Source organism: Salinibacterium hongtaonis, from assembly GCF_003065485.1.
GTDB lineage: Bacteria > Actinomycetota > Actinomycetes > Actinomycetales > Microbacteriaceae > Homoserinimonas > Homoserinimonas hongtaonis.
In genome coordinates, this window is the sequence record NZ_CP026951.1 from 1,282,558 (window position 1) to 1,300,175 (window position 17,618).

The 17,618-nt window shown below is 64.6% G+C and carries 17 protein-coding genes; 4 read left to right on the plus strand and 13 right to left on the minus strand.

The window, feature by feature from the left end; genetic code table 11:
- Positions 1 to 10: 10 nt before the first annotated feature.
- The 7 genes from hemB to hemE are packed head-to-tail and all read right to left on the minus strand — an operon-like array spanning position 11 to position 7,054.
- Complete coding sequence (gene hemB / locus C2138_RS06260; RefSeq protein WP_108516384.1) at positions 11 to 988, minus strand: porphobilinogen synthase; 978 nt, start codon at positions 986 to 988, stop codon at positions 11 to 13.
- Between the two features lie 10 nt (positions 989 to 998).
- On the minus strand, positions 999 to 1,772 hold the full coding sequence (locus C2138_RS06265; protein ID WP_108516386.1) for a uroporphyrinogen-III synthase: 774 nt from the start codon (positions 1,770 to 1,772) through the stop codon (positions 999 to 1,001).
- 6 nt (positions 1,773 to 1,778) lie between these two features.
- Positions 1,779 to 2,717 carry a hydroxymethylbilane synthase gene (gene hemC, locus C2138_RS06270; RefSeq protein ID WP_108516388.1) on the minus strand — a complete coding sequence of 313 codons (939 nt, stop codon included), beginning with the start codon at positions 2,715 to 2,717 and terminating at the stop codon, positions 1,779 to 1,781.
- Entirely contained in the window at positions 2,714 to 3,859 is a 1,146-nt protein-coding gene (locus C2138_RS06275; protein ID WP_108516390.1) for a ferrochelatase, read from the minus strand. The genes hemC and C2138_RS06275 overlap by 4 nt, the downstream gene beginning before the upstream one ends.
- Complete coding sequence (gene hemQ, locus C2138_RS06280; protein WP_108516391.1) at positions 3,856 to 4,554, minus strand: hydrogen peroxide-dependent heme synthase; 699 nt, start codon at positions 4,552 to 4,554, stop codon at positions 3,856 to 3,858. Before hemQ ends, C2138_RS06275 begins: the two co-directional genes overlap by 4 nt.
- A 3-nt stretch (positions 4,555 to 4,557) precedes the next feature.
- A complete protein-coding gene (locus C2138_RS06285) occupies positions 4,558 to 5,970 on the minus strand; it encodes a protoporphyrinogen/coproporphyrinogen oxidase (protein ID WP_108516393.1) in 1,413 nt (470 codons plus the stop codon).
- Complete coding sequence (gene hemE / locus C2138_RS06290; protein ID WP_108516395.1) at positions 5,963 to 7,054, minus strand: uroporphyrinogen decarboxylase; 1,092 nt, start codon at positions 7,052 to 7,054, stop codon at positions 5,963 to 5,965. The genes C2138_RS06285 and hemE overlap by 8 nt, the downstream gene beginning before the upstream one ends.
- A 37-nt stretch (positions 7,055 to 7,091) precedes the next feature.
- Between hemE and C2138_RS06295 the strand changes: the two genes are divergently transcribed.
- Positions 7,092 to 8,363: a glutamyl-tRNA reductase gene (locus tag C2138_RS06295; protein ID WP_108516397.1), complete on the plus strand. Its 1,272-nt coding sequence runs from the start codon at positions 7,092 to 7,094 to the stop codon at positions 8,361 to 8,363.
- Between the two features lie 22 nt (positions 8,364 to 8,385).
- Here C2138_RS06295 and C2138_RS06300 read toward each other — a convergent pair whose 3' ends face one another.
- Both C2138_RS06300 and C2138_RS06305 read right to left on the minus strand, forming a co-directional pair.
- Positions 8,386 to 10,203, minus strand: a complete 1,818-nt coding sequence (locus tag C2138_RS06300) for a DEAD/DEAH box helicase (protein WP_108516399.1) — start codon at positions 10,201 to 10,203, stop codon at positions 8,386 to 8,388.
- 126 nt (positions 10,204 to 10,329) lie between these two features.
- Positions 10,330 to 10,593, minus strand: a complete 264-nt coding sequence (locus tag C2138_RS06305; RefSeq protein WP_108516400.1) for a GlsB/YeaQ/YmgE family stress response membrane protein — start codon at positions 10,591 to 10,593, stop codon at positions 10,330 to 10,332.
- 149 nt (positions 10,594 to 10,742) lie between these two features.
- Between C2138_RS06305 and C2138_RS06310 the strand changes: the two genes are divergently transcribed.
- Positions 10,743 to 11,510: an SGNH/GDSL hydrolase family protein gene (locus C2138_RS06310; RefSeq protein ID WP_108518883.1), complete on the plus strand. Its 768-nt coding sequence runs from the start codon at positions 10,743 to 10,745 to the stop codon at positions 11,508 to 11,510.
- A 32-nt stretch (positions 11,511 to 11,542) separates the two neighbouring features.
- On the opposite strand, the gene C2138_RS06315 is transcribed toward C2138_RS06310, so the two are convergent.
- From C2138_RS06315 to C2138_RS06325, 3 genes are all read right to left on the minus strand, one after another.
- Positions 11,543 to 12,646, minus strand: coding sequence for a fatty acid desaturase family protein (locus tag C2138_RS06315; RefSeq protein WP_108516402.1), 1,104 nt, complete (start codon positions 12,644 to 12,646; stop codon positions 11,543 to 11,545).
- Positions 12,647 to 12,807: 161 nt separating this feature from the next.
- Positions 12,808 to 14,034 carry a D-alanyl-D-alanine carboxypeptidase family protein gene (locus tag C2138_RS06320; RefSeq protein WP_146181254.1) on the minus strand — a complete coding sequence of 409 codons (1,227 nt, stop codon included), beginning with the start codon at positions 14,032 to 14,034 and terminating at the stop codon, positions 12,808 to 12,810.
- Positions 14,035 to 14,044: 10 nt separating this feature from the next.
- On the minus strand, positions 14,045 to 14,875 hold the full coding sequence (locus C2138_RS06325; protein ID WP_108516406.1) for a TrmH family RNA methyltransferase: 831 nt from the start codon (positions 14,873 to 14,875) through the stop codon (positions 14,045 to 14,047).
- Between the two features lie 128 nt (positions 14,876 to 15,003).
- Here C2138_RS06325 and C2138_RS06330 point away from each other — a divergent pair, with 128 nt between their 5' ends.
- Both C2138_RS06330 and C2138_RS06335 read left to right on the plus strand, forming a co-directional pair.
- Positions 15,004 to 15,861 (plus strand): NAD-dependent protein deacetylase, encoded by an 858-nt coding sequence (locus tag C2138_RS06330; protein WP_199286578.1) that lies wholly within the window; start codon positions 15,004 to 15,006, stop codon positions 15,859 to 15,861.
- A complete protein-coding gene (locus tag C2138_RS06335) occupies positions 15,858 to 16,490 on the plus strand; it encodes a histidine phosphatase family protein (RefSeq protein WP_108516408.1) in 633 nt (210 codons plus the stop codon). The genes C2138_RS06330 and C2138_RS06335 overlap by 4 nt, the downstream gene beginning before the upstream one ends.
- On the opposite strand, the gene C2138_RS06340 is transcribed toward C2138_RS06335, so the two are convergent.
- On the minus strand, positions 16,447 to 17,616 hold the full coding sequence (locus C2138_RS06340) for a glycosyltransferase family 4 protein (RefSeq protein WP_108516410.1): 1,170 nt from the start codon (positions 17,614 to 17,616) through the stop codon (positions 16,447 to 16,449). The two genes, C2138_RS06335 and C2138_RS06340, sit on opposite strands and share 44 nt — an antisense overlap.
- Positions 17,617 to 17,618 lie beyond the last annotated feature (2 nt).

Below are 17,618 nucleotides of genomic sequence, written 5' to 3' on the forward strand. Positions count from 1 at the left end.
GGCCAGAGCGTTACCGCAGGGTGCGGGCGTACTCGACAGCCCAGTAGGTCAGCACCGCGTCGGCACCGGCCCGCACAATGCTGATGAGCGATTCGTCGATCGCTCGTTCGCGGTCGATCCACCCGTTAGCCGCGGCAGCCTCGATCATCGAGTACTCCCCCGAAACCTGGTAGGCCCATACGGGGATATCGCTCACGGCCGCAACGTCGGCAAGAACATCCAGGTAGCTCATGGCCGGCTTGACCATAACGATGTCGGCACCCTGCTCACAATCGAGCATCGCCTCGCGCAGCCCCTCCCGACGATTGCCGGGATCCTGCTGGTATGTGCGGCGATCACCCTGGAGGCTGGAGTCGACAGCATCCCTGAAGGGGCCGTAGAACGCGGAGGCATACTTTGCGCCGTAGCCGAGAATTGCCGTATCGAGGTACCCGTTGGCATCGAGTTCGTCGCGGACGGCAGCGACCTGCCCGTCCATCATTCCGCTGAGCCCCAAGAGCTGGGATCCCGCTGCAGCCTGGGCGAGCGCCATTTCTCGGTACCGCTCCAGTGATGCGTCGTTGTCGACCCGGCCATCAGAGCGGAGAACCCCGCAATGACCGTGGTCAGTGAACTCGTCGAGGCAGAGATCCGTCTGCACGAGCAGGGCGTCGCCGGCCTCCTCCACCGCGATGCGGGTGGCGACGTTGAGGATTCCGTTCTCGTCGGTGGCGCCGGATCCGACCGCATCCTTGAGCAGCGGGATTCCGAAGAGCATGATGCCACCGATGCCCGCCCCCGCAGCCTCGACTATGGCGCCTCTCATGCTCTCGGTCGTGTGCTGCACGACGCCCGGCATCGACGAGATCGGCTGAGGGGCATCGATTCCCTCCCTTACGAACATCGGCAGAACCAGTTGGCTGGGGTGAACGCGCGTCTCTGAGACCATCCGGCGCATGGCCGGTGTCGTGCGGAGGCGGCGCGGACGGATGTCGGGGCCGAGAGTCATGTCGTCCAGTTTAGAAGCCCTCGTTTGGGGAGTCTCCGATAATCGCAGCCTCGACGGCGGCGACCAGACCTTCCGCGCTGCTGTGGGATGCGACGGCGGCAACGATGAGTCCGGATGCCCTCGCCGCCCGGGCGGTGGGCTCACCAACGCAGATCATTAGGGTGCGCGCGAGTGCTGCGGGCGGTAGCTGCCGAGCGATCTGCTGTGCGACGCTCGCCGAGGTCAGCGCGACGGCACTCAGGGCGCCCGCTGCGGCCATGGTGACCACGTCCGGGCGCAGGGCGGCGGCGACAGTGCGATAGGCCGTTACGGCGTCGACCTCGAGCCCCCTGGCGCGCAACCCTTCGGCGAGAGTCGGAGCGGCAATCTCGGATTGAGGGATCAGCACCCTTGAGCCTCCCTCTGGCCAGTCGGCCAGCATCCCCCGCGCGGATTGGTCGTCGGCAGGCACATAGTCGACCCGAAAGCCTGCGGAGTGCAGAGCGAGCGCGGTTCCCCCGCCGACCGCGGCAACCCGGGTGTGATCGGGCAGGCGGATTCCCGCGAGGACGGGCACGGTGGTCGCGCTGGTCACGGCCAGCCAGTCGTAGCCGCCCTCGGCAAGGGTGCGGAGGGAGGCAGCGAGCGGTGCGGGGTCGGCAGGCGGAGCGAAATCGATGACGGGAGCCACTACGGCCTCACAACCGCGTTCGGTGAGCAGCTCGGAGAGACGGCGGCCCAGGTCGCCCCCCCGTGGCACGAGAACGCGCCGTCCCGTCATCGAGGCGGCGCGATCCGTGACCATGGCGTTCTAAGAGAGCGGAGCGAGCTCGGCCGCACCTGAAGACAGCAGCTCGTCGGCGGCCCTCCGACCGAGTTCGATGGCCTCGGCGTTGCGGTCGGCGGGCGAGCCGTCGAGCACAGCGCCGTGCGACGCCGTGAGCTTCTGGCTGCCATCAACGCTGTACACGGTCGCCGTCAGGAGGAGGAGGTCGGAGTCGATCAGGGCTGTGGCACCGACGGGAGCGGCGCACCCTGCCTCGAGCCTGGCAAGCACCTCGCGCTCGGCGAGCACGGTGAGCCGGGTTGTCTGATGGTCGAGCCCCTGCAGCACGCGAGCAAGATCGCCAGGAATCTCCTGTCGGGTCTCGAGGGCGAGAGCGCCCTGCCCCGGCGCCGTGGGGTTGTGGCTCAGTTCAAAGAACTCGCTGACGACGTCGAGGCGTCCGAGCCGACCGAGTCCAGCGGCAGCAAGCACGACGGCGTCGAGTTCGCCGTTCGTGACGAATCCGATGCGGGTATCGATGTTGCCGCGAATGTCACGAATATCGAGGTCGGGCCGCAGCGACCGAAGCTGAGCGATGCGCCTCGGAGACCCCGTGCCCACGGTGGCGCCCTCGGCGAGTGCTTCGAGAGTGAGGCCGTCTCGGGCGATCAATGCATCGCGGGCATCCGCTCGCTTGGGGATAGCTCCGATGACGAGGCCTTCGGCAGGCGCGGTCGGGAGATCCTTGAGTGAATGCACAACGAGGTCGCATTCACCCGCCAGCAGCGCCTCGCGCAGAGCGCTGGCGAAGACGCCAGTGCCCCCCAGGCTGGAGAGCGAGGCGCGGGAGGTGTCGCCCTCGGTCGTGATGCTGATGATCTCGACCTCGGCGCCGGATGAAGCGCGGATGCGATCGGCGATCTGCCCCGTCTGGGCGAGTGCGAGTGCGCTGCCGCGTGTTCCGATGCGAATCGTGGTGCTCATGGTTGTAGACCTGCCAGTGCGGGCTTGAAGCCCAGTCGGACGTTTTCGCAGCAGCCGGGACGGCATACGTCGTACCAGGGCCCGAGCGGCGTTACCGCGGGCCTCTCCGAAACGGGCACGCCGTCTCTGCGCTCAAGAACGAGGTCAACGAGCCCCGACACGAAGGCGGCGTGAACGCCGGGAGTCGGCACCCGCACCGCGGCGATACCGTGCGCTCCCGCCGTCTCCAGCGCCTCTGTGTCGAGATCCCACTTGACCTCCATATGGTCGCTCACGAACCCGAGGGGCACGATCACGACCGCGCGAACGCCGGTGGCAGCCAGACGCGCGATCTCGTCGTTGATATCCGGCTCGAGCCACGGTTGCGTCGGAGGGCCGCTTCTGGACTGGTAGACGAGGCTCCACGGAGCACTCTCCCCCGCCATAACCGCCTCGGCGACAGCGAGGTGCTGGGCAGCGTATGCGCCACCCTCGCCGAAGCCGCGGTCTGCCGGACCACTCTTGGCGGCATCCGTCGAAGGAATCGAATGGGTCGAGAAGAGAACGTGGGTGTCTTGGGCAGAAAAGCCCTGAGATTCGAAGTCACGGAGGGCACCGGTGACGCCCTCGACAAACGGCTCAACGAACCCGGGGTGGTCGAAGAACTGACGCACCTTGTCGATCGTCACCACTCCCTCGAGGCCGGTCTCGGAGAGGGCAGAGGCAAAGTCTTCGCGATACTGCCTGCAGCTCGAGTACGAGCTGTAGGCGCTCGTGCCGATGGCGATGATCGTCGTGTGGCCGTCCGCGTGCGCCTCGCGCAGCGCATCCGTTACGAACGGTTCCCAGTTTCGATTGCCCCAGTAGACGGGCAGATCGATGCCGCGACGAGCGAGCTCGGCCTCCATCGCGGCTTTGAGCTCACGGTTCTGGTCGTTGATGGGGCTGACCCCACCAAAGGCGCGGTAGTGGTGCGCAACTTCTTCGAGTCGTTCGTCGGGGATTCCCCGGCCGCGCGTCACATTACGAAGAAACGGGATCACATCGTCTTGACCCTCCGGCCCGCCGAACGAAGCCAGGAGGATGGCGTCATAGGCGACCGGCTCGGTCACGTGCTCGGCGCCGGATGCTGCGGCGGGGCTGGCTCCGGGAACCAGGCTCATCTCAGCACTCCTGCGATCTCGTCTACGCCGATGCGACGCCCCGTGTAGAACGGGACCTCTTCGCGCACATGCATGCGGGCATCCGTCGCCCGCAGGTGGCGCATGAGGTCTACGAGCTCCAGCAGGTCATCCGCCTCAAGTGCGAGAACCCACTCGTAGTCGCCCAGGGCAAAAGCCGAAACGGTGTTCGAGAGCACGTTGGGAAACTGGGCGCCCATGCGACCGTGGCTTGCGAGCATCGCGCGGCGCTCGGCCTCGTCGATGAGGTACCACTCATATGACCGCACGAACGGATAGACGGTGAGCCAGTCAGCAGGTTCCTTGCCGCGCATAAAAGCGGGAATGTGCTTGGTGTTGAACTCGGCGTCGCGGTGCACGCCCATCGTGTTCCATGTGGGCAGAAGCGGGCTCAGGATGCTCGTGCGCCGCAGGTCACGAAGCGCCGCTTGAATCGCCTCGGGTGACGTGCCGTGCAGCCAGATCATGAGGTCGGAATCCGCTCGGATCGACGAGACGTCGTAGAACCCACGAACCGTCACGCCAGTCTGCTGCACGCGATCGACGGTCGCGCCAAGTTCCGCGGAATCTGTCGACTCAACAGGGTTCGCCGGGTCCCGGCGAAGCACTGCCCACAGGGTGTATTCAGTCTCTCCAGCAACGGGCGTAACGATCGGTTCCGGCGGCGTGAAAGTCATGGGTCAATCATCCCCCGCCGTTGGCTGGGAATGGAAATCCTCGATCACCTGCGCGCTGGCCGAGCGTGCCTGCGCGATGACAGCCGCCAGGCCGGTTCCGGCAACGGATTCGCCGATGGTTGTGATGCCCGCAGGAGCGGGCCGTTCTTCGGGCACGACTCCCGGCCACTCTACGCGGGCGAATCCCAGCACCTGCTCGCGCGTTATGGGCACTCCGAGCAGGCGCGCCGCATCGCCACGTGCTGTTTCACGGAGGTCGGAGGTCGGCGCATCGCGCAGCCGAGCCGCGCTATACGACAGCCGCAACACATGGCGGTGGCCTGCGGCATCTCGGGCGGATTCGGCGAGCCAGGCCCACTTGGCCGTCGCGTGCGTGAGGGCCTTCGCCGTGACAGCTGTAGCAGCTCGCGCGACGAGTACGCCCGTGCCCCGCGGTGAGGCATCCAGTGCCGCTGACCGCACCACGAGGGTCGCCAAGACGATGTCTTCGGCGGTCGCGACCGCCGCCGCTGGTGCGCGGTTCGTGAGGTGCGCATCGGGGGCGGCGAGGACCACATGACGCGCGTCGATACGCCGACCGTCAGAGAGAACTACGCCCTCATCGTCGATCGAGTCGACCGGAGTGGATAGCAGCACCGTTACGCCAAACCGCTCCAGTGCCGCCTCAAGTGCGGTGACGAGGCGTGAGATTCCGCCCCGGATCCCCGCTACCTGTGTTCCTGCGGCAGAAGCCGATCGCATGGCGCGCACCGCAGCAGCGAGTGACTCCTCCTGCTTGAGCCCCGTGATGAGGCCGGGGGCGACCCTGTCGAGTGGCAGCTCGTCGGGATGGCGCGAGTGCACGCCCATCGTCACGGGGGCAACCAGTCGTTCGACGACGCGGGAACCCATGCGCTTGCGCACGAGCTCGCCGAGCGTCGTGGCGCGCGACCCGATCACGCCCGGCAACAGCGAATCGAGCTGGGCGCGGAGGGCCGCAGAGAATCCGACCACGTTAATCACATCGGCCGCGAGCGGAACCGAGGGGATTCCTAACACCCCAGCCTTGGGCAGCGGGAGCGCTGTGTGGTCATCGCGCTGCAGCCACGCTCCTGCAGGATTGGGCATCACGATGTCATCGCCCAGCCCGAGCTTGGTGACGTAGGCCGCAACGCTCCCGCCGCGAGTGGCAAAGCTCTCGGCGCCAGAATCTAGTGTGAGCCCGGCGACCTGGTGCGAGCCGACCCGGCCGCCGAGACGACCCGTCGCTTCGACCAGCGTCACGCTAAGGCCGGCGAGGATCAGTTCCCTGGCTGCGACGAGACCGGCGACTCCGCCGCCAACCACAACGACGTCAACGGGCGGCGACGCATGCTCGGCGGCCGGAGCTGTTTCGGTCGCAGGGTCGGTGCCGTCGGGCACCTCGTCATCACGCATTCGCGCCAACCTGGTGAGCGTCATCTGCGGATGCCTCGTGCACAAACTCCACGAGCCTCGTCAGCACGGCTGGATCGGTTTCGGGGGGAACGCCGTGACCGAGATTCACGACATGCGCGGGGGCGGATGCTCCGCGGGCGAGCACATCGCGGACATGGGCCTCCAGAATCGGCCAGGGAGCCTCAAGCAGGGCCGGATCGATGTTGCCCTGCACGGGCGTCGAGCCCCCCAGGCGACGGTTGGCCTCGTCGAGAGGGATTCTGTGATCGACACCGACAACATCCGCACCGACATCTCGCATCGCGACGAGGAGCTCACCTGTTCCGACTCCGAAATGCACTGTGGGCACGTCGAGGTCAGCGATGTGTGAGAGCGCACGGCGGGAGTGCTGGGCGACGCGCTGCTCGTAGTCAGCAAGCGAAAGGGAGCCGGCCCAGGAGTCGAAGAGCTGCGCAGCGCTCGCACCCGCGAGCACTTGCGCTCGGAGGAATGCTCCCGTCACGTCGGCCGTCCAGGTGAGCAGATCCGCCCACACCTGGGGTTCCGAGTGCATGAGGGCGCGCGTTCGAAGTTGCTCACGCGACGGCCCACCCTCGACTAGGTAGGAGGCCAGGGTGAACGGCGCGCCGGCAAAGCCGATGAGGGGCGTCGACCCGAGCTCGGCGACCGTGAGGGCAACGGCCTCGGTAATCGGGGCGAGCGACTCGGGGTCGAGGTCTGGCAGCGCGGCAACATCTGCTGCCGTGCGAACGGGGTGGTCCAGCACCGGACCGCGACCGGCGACGATCTCGACGCCAACGCCGGCGAGACGCAGGGGGATCACGATGTCGCTAAAGAAGATTGCGGCGTCGACGCCGTGGCGCCGCACGGGCTGCAGGGTGATTTCGCTGGCCAGGCCCGGCGTGAGACAGGCATCGAGCATGTTTCCCCCGGCACGCAACTCGCGGTATTCGGGGAGGGATCTCCCGGCCTGGCGCATGAACCAGACGGGAAGGGGCGCGGTGCGCTCCCCGCGGTAGCTACGGATGAGAGCGGAACCAGCGGTGCGGCCGTCGCTCAGGGGATGATCGGCAGAAAGGGTCACCCGGCAAGTCTGTCACTATGGCGAGTACTATTGTTTCGTGCTTCTTTGTCTCTCCGCTAACCACAAGAGTGCGAGTTTCGACGTCTTGGAAAAACTGTCGGCGGGCGGTTCAGGCATCGGCGAACGCATCGTTGCCGACAACGACAGCGTCAGCGGAGCTGTGGTCGTTGCCACCTGCAATCGGTTCGAGGCGTACCTCGATGTTGACGACGCAGCTATGGCCAATCTCCCTGAGACGGCGAGACACGTCGTCGACAGCATTGCTGAGTCGATGGAGATTCCTGCCGCCGTCCTTGAATGCTCCATTGAGTCATACGGAGGCGATGACGTAGTTCAGCACCTCTTCGCAGTCTCGTCCGGTCTCAAGTCAGTCGTTATCGGCGAAGACGAGATTTCGGGTCAAGTGCGACGGTCGCTCGTTGACGCTCGCACACAGGGCATCGCAACATCGAGCCTTGAACGCCTGTTTCAGCGGGCATCGACAACATCGCGCGGAGTCAAATCTCGCACCGCCATCGGTTATGCCGGGCGCTCGGTGGTCAAACTCGCCCTTCAGCTGGCCTCAAGTCGAATCTCGGACTGGTCGGCGACTCCCGTTCTTCTCATCGGAACGGGAGCCTACGCGGCAACAACGGTTGCTGCCCTTCGTGATCGCGGCGTTCGCGACATCACGGTCTTCTCTCCTTCGGGGCGAGCGGCCCGATTTGCAACGCGCCTCGGCCTCGTTGCCACTAACGAACTCTCCACGGCGCTGGCCGCCGCGTCTGTTGTCGTCACGTGCACCAGCCAACCGACCCCGGTTGTCACGGCAGATCTGCTCACGGCTGGCAGCCGACGCTTGATCGTCGACCTAGGTCTCCCCCGCAATGTTGACCCGGCCGTTGCAGAAATTCTCGGGGTCGAGCTTCTTGATCTTGAGACGATCCGCCTTCATGCGCCTCTCGAAGAGCTCACCGCCACAAGCGACGCCCACGAGATGGTGCTCGACGCTGCTGCGGAGTTCAGGGCTTTGGAAGCTGAACGACGCGCCGCCCCCGCAATTTCAGCGCTGAGAGGCGCGGCGTTTGAGATTCTCGAGAGAGAAATCGAGAGAACTCGGCGCCGCGGAACCTGGAGCGAATCGGCCGAAGCGGATATGCGCCACCTCATCGGTGTGCTGCTTCACGTGCCGTCAGAGCGCGCCCGTGCCACGGCCAGGAGCGGCGAAGCTGAACAGGTGTTCCAGGCGGTTGAGACCCTTCTGGGGCCCATTGCCGATGCCCGGGCTGAGTCCGAGATGTCGGCACTCGAAGACGATCGCCCCGCCTAAAAGAGCATCAGTCTCGCCTCACTCAGTGGGACGACGTCGCGATTTTGCGCAGCAGGTCGATGCGAGCCTGCAGCTGGGCAACGCTCGCCTGGGGCACGGGTGGCCCGCCCACCATGCGGCGAAGCTCAGCGTGAATAGACGCGTGGGCTTCTCCCGTTCTGCGGGCGCGCATACCAACGAGCGTGTTGAGAAGCTTTCGCTGCTCCTTGAGAGTCCGATGCAGGGCCTGGGCCTCGTGCAGCTCGCCGCCGAGGGCCTCGGCAACGCGCTTGCGGCCCTCGGTGCGGCGGGATTGCTTGGCCTGTCTCGCTTGGAGAAGCTCACGCACTTGATCGGGCTCGAGCAGGCCGGGCAGGCCAAGAAAATCGAGCTCTTCGAGGCTCCCAACTTCGGCGGCAAAGCCGAACTCACCTCCGTCGTAGAGCACGCGATCGAACGACGCGTCAGAGGCGAGGGCTTTGAAATCGAAAAGGTCCGCATCCGCAGAGGCGGCCTCGGTGCGGTTGGCGTCCCCTAGGGCGTCGTCGTCGAGCAGGATCTCCTCGAGGCCCTCGCGATCTTCGCGGTCGAGCGCGTGGTCGCGTTCCAGTTCCATCGTCTGGGCGAGCGCCATCAGGGCCGGCACCGTTGGCAAGAAGATCGAGGCCGTTTCGCCTCGGCGACGCGTGCGCACGAAACGACCGATGGCCTGGGCAAAAAACAGTGGGGTCGACGCTGAGGTTGCATAGACTCCCACGCCGAGTCGCGGCACATCGACGCCCTCAGACACCATGCGCACCGCCACCATCCACCGTGAGGTCCCGGCAGAGAACTGGGCGATACGGTCGTTCGCCTCTTTCTCGTCGGAGAGCACGACGGTCGGCTGCTCGCCCGTGATCTTGAGCAGGATGTCGGCGTAGGCCCGTGCTGCAAAGTGGTCGGTGGCAATAACTAGGCCACCGGCATCGGGAACGTGGTTGCGCACCTCGGTGAGGCGCCTATTGGCAGCGGCCAGAACCGACGGAATCCAGTCTCCCTCGGGGTTGAGCGCGGTCCGCCACGCTTGGGCCGTGATGTCCTTGGTATCGCCCGCGCCGAGGTTTGCCTCCATCTCGTCACCAGATCGGGTGCGCCATCGCATCCTGCCGGCATAGGACAAAAAGATGACGGGCCGCACGACGCCGTCGGCCAGAGCACGGCCGTAGCCGTAGCTGTAGTCCGCTCGGGAGGTGCGAATGCCCTTCTCGTCGGGCAGATACTCCACGAAGGGGATGGGAGATGTGTCCGAGCGAAACGGGGTGCCGGTCAACGACAGGCGGCGGGTCGCTGGCTCGAAGGCTTCACGGATCGCATCGCCCCAGCTCAGAGCATCTCCCCCGTGGTGTACCTCGTCGAGGATCACGAGGGAGCGGCCGCTCTCGGTCATTGAACGGTGCAACGCGGCTCGAGTGGCTACCTGCGCATACGTGACGACCACGCCGTGATAGTGGCGCCCGGCACGGCCATCGGCGTTGCGAAAGTTCGGATCGATGCGGATGCCGACGCGATGAGCAGCATCGGCCCACTGGCTCTTGAGATGCTCCGTTGGGGCCACGATCGTGATGCGGTTTATTGTGCCGCTGGCAAGCAGTTCGGTGGCAATGCGGAGGGCGAACGTTGTCTTGCCTGCGCCGGGGGTTGCAGCTGCGAGAAAGTCGCGAGGGGACTTGTGCAAATAGAGGTCGAGGGCCTCCTGCTGCCACGCGCGAAGCTTGCTGGCTGTGCCTCGAACTGCGCGCTCGGGGAATGCGGGCGAGAGGTGTTCTGCCGCCGATGTGCCCACCTGGCGTGCGCCGCTGGGGCGGTCGGAGGGCGGCGTCATGTTCACTAGCTCAATGGTAGCCGCAGCGTCAGACGGTGCCAGCGACACGAACGCCGCCGCGCCCCGCATGAGCGGGTCGCGACGGCGTTTCGCAGTCTGCTGGGGCGGGCGTGTCGCCCTAAAAGGTCAGGCGCGTCGACCGCGCGTGACAAGTCCCCAGATCAACAGAACGACAATGGAACCGACAATGGCAACGAGCCACGTCTGAATCGACCAGAAGTTCTCCAGCCCGATTCCAAAGAGGGCGCTACCGATCCATCCGCCCAGGAGTGCGCCGACGACGCCGAGGATAAGGGTCATTCCCCATCCGCCGCCCTGGTTGCCTGGCAGGATCGCCTTCGCGATGGCGCCAGCGATGAGCCCTAGAACTATCCACGCGATGATTCCCATGATGAATTCACTCCCAATCTGGTGCCTTCTGTTTTAGGCACGCGGGTCATGGTTCCACTCTGGCAACAACGAGACAAGCTGGAAATTTGCTGAGTTCGGGGGTATAGAGCGCTTTGCGGATGCGCAGCCTGGTGATGCAGCATGGGGAGATGACCCCTCAGCATCCGTGGACTCGATACGTCGCACTCGGCGACTCTTTTACCGAGGGAATAGGGGATCCCGAGCCCGGAAGTCCGGGAGGCAACCGGGGCTGGGCCGATCGAGTTGCCGAGACCCTGGCGTTGGGAACCGAGAACTTCTCCTATGCGAACCTCGCGATTCGGGGACGTCTGCTTCAGCAGATCGTCGACGAGCAGGTCGAACCGGCACTCGAGTTAAAGCCGGATCTCGTCTCACTCTCTGCCGGCGGCAACGACATCATCCGACCGAATACCGACCCCGATGAGGTGGCAGCGCGGCTTGAGCTTGCCGTGGAGCGCCTGCGCCGGGACGGTGCAGCCATCGTTCTGTTTACGGGGCCAGACATCGGTATGACCCCTGTCATGAAGCGCATCAGGGGAAAGGTGGCCATCTTCAACGAGAACGTTCGCGCCGTCGCCCACCGGCACGACGCCGTTGTCGTAGACATGTGGGCGCTTAGCGAGCTTCGGGACCCCCGCATGTGGGATGCCGATCGCCTGCACTTCTCCCCCGTCGGACACCAGACCATCGCGATGGCCGTGCTCGATGCCCTCGGAGTGCCTCACGAATTGGAACCCTTTACGGCGGAGCCGCTCCCCGTGCGGCCGTGGCGCACGGCGCGAGCAGACGACATCGTGTGGGCGCGTGAGTACTTTGTGCCCTGGGTGGTGCGGCGCATTCGCCACCGGTCCTCCGGTGACGGCATAACAGCAAAGCGCCCCGGCTTCGACGCTTAGCGTCGATACCGGGGCGCTCAGAGCGCTTCGTACTAGCGACCGAACTGCGCGGCAGCCGGGCAATCGAAAGGATCGCCGCCCGAGGCAAGCCCCACCTTGTTCAGGTATTCGATCACGATCTTGTACGACTGGATCAGCGAGGTCTCGGTGAAGGGAATGTTGTGCGCTGCACAGTATTCCTTGGCGATCTCGTTTGCCTTGCGGAGGGCAGGGCGAGGCATGTTCGGGAACAGGTGGTGCTCGATCTGGTAGTTGAGCCCGCCCATGAAAGTGTCCATGAACCAGCCACCCTTGATGTTGCGAGACGTGAGCACCTGGCGACGCAGAAAGTCGACCTTGCTGTCGTGAGGCAGAACCGGCATGCCCTTGTGGTTGGGGGCGAATGACGCTCCCATGTACACGCCGAACACGGCCATCTGCACACCGATGAAGGCAAAAGCCAAGCCGAGTGGCAAGAAGAGAAAGACGACCGTGAGGTATGCGGCCATGCGGGTCGTGAGCATAACGATCTCGACCCAGCGTTCCTGCACCTTGCCGCGACCGAAGACGGTCTTGAAGCCGTGGATGTGAAGGTTGATGCCTTCGAGCATGAGGGCGGGAAAGAACAGGTAGCCCTGGCGCTTGAGCAGCCAGGCGTAGAGGCCTTTGGTCTTTGCGGCGTCGGCCTCTTGGAACACGATGAAGTCCGGCTCGATGTCGGGGTCTTTGCCCACGACATTGGGGTTGGCATGGTGGCGGGAATGTTTGGTCATCCACCACTGGTAGCTGATTCCCACAAACGCGTTGGCGAGCGTGCGACCAACCATGTCGTTGACCTTGCCGGAGGTAAAGATCTGGCGGTGCGAAGCTTCGTGAGCCAAGAAGGCATACTGCGTGAGGATGATCCCAAGGGCGGCAGCCATGAGCAGCTGGAACCAGCTGTCCCCCAGAAGGATGAAACCGGTGATTACTCCGCCGAGCGCCAGCGTGATTCCGGCGAACATCGCGTAATAGAAACCTGTGCGGCGGCGGAGAAGACCGGCATCGCGCACTGTGTTGAGAAGCGATGAGTATTCAGTCGTCGGGCTCTTACGATCCCCACCGGGCCGAGTGCGCGTGAAGGTTACGACGGGCTGCGCTACGGACGATTGGTCCACTCTTTCCTCGATTCTGGTGACTTCCCAGTCGGTTGGAGATGAAGCGAATGCTGCAACGGATAGAGGAGACACTACGGCAGAGGACTGGGCGAAACATCGTTAGCCACGCACTTCCGGCATATTCCCAGATTTATATATGCTATATAAAGCATATAAGGCGGTCAGGAAAAGACCAGCGCCGGGTTGCCGAGACGCCATGCTGCGCCGGGATCCTCGAGATCGCCCTCAAGCACCAGTGGCACCTTGACCACCTGCGAGCCGACGGTGAAGGTGACCGTACCCACGGAAGACGCGTTGCCGGCAGTGGTCACCGAATCTGCCTCGACGCTGAAAGAAATGGGCGTTCCGCCCCACACGACAGTTTTGGCGGTCGATGCCGCGACTGCCGTCGCGGTATCACCCCACTCTGTGCCGTAGCGGGCGAACTCGTCTCCTTCGGTGGCAAGAGTTATCTCGGTGAAGCCAGCCTGCACGGTGCGGACGAGCTCCATGATCTGGGGGTTCTGCACGGAGTGGAGAGCGCCGCCGAGCGCTACACCGATGATCGTGATGGTCGCGCCTCCCACCACGAAGTCGGAGGAGAAAAGCAGGCACGCTCCGGCCTCGGGGAGGGTGCCGGTCTTGATGCCGTCAATGCCAAGGGAGCCGAGAATCTTGTTGGAGTTCTCCAGTAGACCGGCCGTCGGCAGGGTCACTGCGGGGGTCGAGACGATTTCAGCGACAACGGGGTGGGAAAGCGCGAGGCGGCCGAGTTCCACCAGGTCGGCAACGGTGCTCGTGTTGCGCGGGTCCAGGCCGGTGGGTTCGGTCACCGTAGTCTCGGCCAGCCCGTTTTTGGTGAGCCACTCCCCTGCGGCCTCGACAAAGGCTTTCTCTGAGCCGAAGGCCCAGATGGCAAGCGAGGTGGCGTAGTTAGCAGCAGAGGGAATGAGGCTCGCCTGAAGGGTCTCGTACTGCGTCAGAACGAGACCGCTCCTCACCGGTTTTACGGTCGCCTGCGCTGCCTGGTAACTGCCGTAGAGCGCAACATCCTGTTTGGTGAACGTGATGTCAGGGCCACTCTGGCCGAGGTCGAGGGGGTGCGCATCCAGGATCGTCAAGGCGCCGACAACCTTGGTCAGACTCGCCATGGGCAGCGCCTCGGTGGAGCCCGCCGACGCGAGCATGCCCGGGTATCCCAGAGCTGCGACACCCACCGCCGTGCTCTGCGGCCAGGCAAGCTCCGCTGAGGGAACTACGGGAGCATCCGTCTCGACCACAACGGCGGCGGTAGGCGACAGCGGTGCCAGCAAGGTCATGGGGAGGTAAGCACCAGCGATGAGCACAACCGCGGCGCTCCCGAATACGGCCAGTCTGCGTCGTCGGTAGGTGTGGGATGTTACAGGCACACGGTCGATTCTAGGAGGCGGCTGGAGGCGAGGATGTACGGCGCGGCCGAAGCTCCCACAGTGCTACCGCACTAGCTGCCGCCACGTTGAGGGAATCGACGCCCCGCGACATGGGAATAGTGACGACGGTATCTGCGGCGGCGATCGCTGCCCGGCTCAGGCCATCGCCCTCGGAGCCCATCACGATGGCAAGGCGCTCGGGAGCCGCCGCCGAAAACTCGTCAAGCGGCACCGCTCCGTCTTCGAGAGCCAGGGCGGCAATATGGAACCCGCGGGCCGAGAGCATCTGTCGCGCTTCTGGCCACTCGGGTAGGCGAGTCCACGGCACCTGGAGCACAGCTCCCATGCTCACGCGAACACTGCGGCGATAGAACGGGTCCGCGCACCGAGGCGTGATCAGCACCGCATCGGCGCCCAGGCCAGCGACTGCACGAAAGATGGCGCCAACATTGGTGTGATCGGCGAGATCCTCAAGAACGACTACCCGGCGGGCGTCGGCGATCAACTCGTCGACGGGCACAAGCGCCGGTCGATGCATCGATGCCAGTGCTCCGCGATGCAGGCTGAACCCCGTGAGAGAGCTGAGTACGTCGTCGTCGCCCACGAACACTGGAACATCGAACTGCTCGGCCAGGTGCTCGACCTCGGGTAGCCATTTCTCGAGCACCAGGAACGACCGAGGGCGATGACCCGCCGCTATGGCCCTCTGGATCACCTTGGACGACTCGGCGATATAGAGCCCACCGGCGGGTTCCGAAAGCCGCCTCAGCACGACATCGGTGAGTCGTGCGTAGTCGTCGAGCCCCGGGGCAGTGAGGTCACTCACGCGAATAACCGGCATCGTTCGTCTCCTCCGCGCCCAGGATGCTGTGAAGGGCACCCGAGGAACATATCCGATACCCGCAACCGTTAAAGTGTGAGAAGGCTGCAGCGCACGGCGGCGGACCTGTTGAAACGCAAGGAGATCCCATGCCGGAGAACGTCGCGGTGACCACCGCATCCGGTGCTCCTACACGAGAAGCCATGGATGCTTTCGTCACGATCGTGCGCGGCGGCACGCTGGCTGTCCTCACGGGCGCTGGCATGAGCACCGACTCCGGTATTCCTGACTACCGCGGCGAGGGCGCGCCAGCGCGCACCCCCATGACGTACTCGCAGTTTCTCGAAAGCGCGGAGTATCGCAAGCGGTACTGGGCGGGTAGCCATCTAGGGTGGCGGGCGTTTTCGGCGGCCCGACCCAACGGCGGGCACCGTGCCTTGGCAACGCTTGAAGAGCACGGAATCACCAACGGGGTCGTTACGCAGAACGTGGACGGGCTTCACGTTGCCGCCGGATCCACCAAAGTTGTCGACCTGCATGGATCGATGGATCGCGTTCGGTGCCTCGACTGTGGGCAGTACTTTGCGCGGTCTGCAGTCGCAGAATCTCTGGAGGCTGCGAACCCCTGGCTCACGTCTGTGGACGCTGGCGCCCTGGGCCCCGACGGCGATGCAACGCCCCAGGCACTTCACGACTTCGTCGTTCCCACCTGCACTGTCTGCGGTGGCATACTCAAGCCGGATGTGGTGTTCTTTGGCGAGTTTGTTCCCGTCGAGCGATTCGCCGAGGCCAGAGCGCTGGTCCGCTCCGCTGATGCGCTGCTCATCGCCGGCTCGTCTCTCGTCGTCAATTCCGGCATCAGGCTGCTGGAGGTCGCTCTCCGAGGCAAATCACCGGTTGTCATCGTCAATCGCGGGGTTACTAAAGGCGATACGAGGGCAACCCTCAAAATCGATGCGGGCACGACCGACACCCTCGAAGAGCTCACCAGGCGGCTGGTGTCATGACCTCCCTCTACCTGATTCGGCATGGCGAAACCGATTGGAATAAGACCCGTCGCATCCAGGGTCGTTCCGACATTCCTCTCAACGAAACAGGGCGTCGTCAAGCGCTCCGTGCCGCTGCGCAGCTTGCGGGGCACCACTGGGATCACATCGTCGCAAGCCCCCTGAGTCGAGCGCGAGAGACGGCCCAGATCATCGCTCACGAACTCGGCCTGGCCGAGCCGATCGTGATTCCCGAGCTTGTCGAGCGTAACTACGGGCAAGCCGAGGGACTGACCCGCACGGAGCTCGACGCTCGGTTTCCCGAAGAATCTGCTGTTCCCGGCAGAGAGTCTCGGTTCGAGGTCGCCGGCCGTGCGATCCCCGCGCTGATTTCTCTGGGCGAGGAGTTCACGAACGGCAGCGTTCTCGCCGTGACCCATGGCGGGCTCATTCGCTCAGTTCTCATGGCACTGCAGCCCGAGGACGGCCTGCATCACACCGAGCCGATAACCAACGGCTCCGTTCACACGTTGCGCTACGACAACGCCGGATTGACCCTGGTCGGCTTCGACGACGTGTCGTTCGCTGGTCGCAAGAAGTCAGATATTAGGCGCCAGAATGCGGTAGAGCGTCGCGAGGCGACGACGTAGACCTGCCGGTGGGATTCTCTGCGGTCGGGGCACCCGTTACTGGAGCATCCCCTACCGGAGCAGTATCTCCCGTGAGGCGGCGAGCGAGTTCATAGAGTCGCCGCGCCGATTCCTGCCAGCTGAAGTCTGCCGCGTGGGCGACTCCGAGTTCGGATCGCTTGCTCCACTCCCCCGGCTCTTCGAGCGTCAGAATTGCGGCGGCCAACGCCGATGGGTCATCTGGATCGAAAAACAGGGCAGCGTCTCCGCCTACCTCGTGAAACACCGGGATATCGCTGACAACGATGGGAGTTCCGGCCGCCTGAGCCTCGACGAGAGGGATTCCGAACCCCTCATCGCGCGAGGCGGAAACGAGGGCAGTCGCCGAGCTCAGCGCTGCGCTGTACTCAGCGTCGCTCACGCCGCCGTGAAAAACGAGGGAATCGGCTGGGGCGATGTTCGTGAGCCGCGCGCGATCATTGTCGCTTCCCCTGCTCAATAGGTGCAGCGTGTATCCGGGAAGTTCGTGCAGGGCGCGCGCTATCGTCTCCACGTTCTTATACGGCATGAATGAGCCCATGTAGACGAGTTCCCGACCGGTGGGCTGCTTACGGCGGGGCGGCTCCGCTGGCGGGCGAACGGCGCTGCGCACAACCGTGAGATCCCGGTCGGTGAGTTTTGCCTCATGGATTTCGTCACGGGTGGTGAAGGAACCGGTGACCACTGCATCCGCCCGGCGAAGCAGCATCCGGATGGGCAGATAACTCAGGTGGTAGACCCGCCATCCGGCACGCACCGCCCAGGAGAAGTCGCGGGGCGGTGTGGGGCTGCGGTAGTAGATCAGGTCGTGCAAGGTCAGGATGAGGGGATACTTGCGGCCGACCGAGCCCATGGTCTGCATAGGGCTGAAGACAACGTCTGGCCTGACCTTGTTGACCGTAAGAGAGACCCACGGCTCGCGAAGGCTCGTTGGCGTGACCCCCATGATCCAGGGCAGATCTGGCAGCATCGCGAGTTGGCGCCGGTCGCTGATGAGCATCGTCACATCTGCGAGCTTGGCAAGCTCGGTTACGAGTTCTGCCGTGTAACGGCTAATTCCGTCATGACGCTCGAACCGCGTATAACGGCAATCGAAGACAAGCTTCACGG